1 protein-coding gene is annotated in these 557 nt (G+C 50.4%); it reads right to left on the minus strand.

Annotated elements, in window-relative coordinates:
• Window positions 1-557, minus strand: a 557-nt coding sequence (locus J5224_RS34525) for an Ig-like domain-containing protein (RefSeq protein ID WP_264629330.1), incomplete at both ends; no start/stop codon positions are given.

Raw genomic sequence — 557 nt, forward strand, 5'->3', positions numbered from 1 at the left:
CATTCACCGAGGCTTTCACCAGGTTGTCGCCTGACACCAGGCTGGTCAGTGCGGTCTGCGCCACGCCACTCTCATCCGTCTGGACCTCAGGGATCGTTAACGATGCGCTACCGCTCGTTACCGCAAAGGTCACCGTGATATCAGGAACCACATCTCCCAGCCCGTCTTTCACCACAACATGCAATGCATTAGTGTCAGAGCCGTTGGCAAGCGCACCGCTGGCTACCGTAAAATCCGCATCAGCTATCGTTGCCGTGCTGTTATCCGCGATAAAAACAGGTCTCAAATAAACGTAAGGGCCATAAGTACCATTGATATACGTTCTCAAATCTATTGATTTAGAACCCGCAACATTACTTTTGAAACGATGGGTAGAGATGCCATCAGTATCAGTCCGCGTTGAACCTAAATGTTGGACATTGCCGCCCCAACTTGCTGATATCGTGACACCCTCAACCGCATTGCCATTTGCATCGACAACGTGAGAACGCAGCTCAACATAGTCGACATCATCAGCAATAGCATTGTCTTTTTCCACCCAGGCGCGTTCAATCACG

The sequence above is a fragment of the Candidatus Symbiopectobacterium sp. NZEC135 genome, from assembly GCF_025962695.1.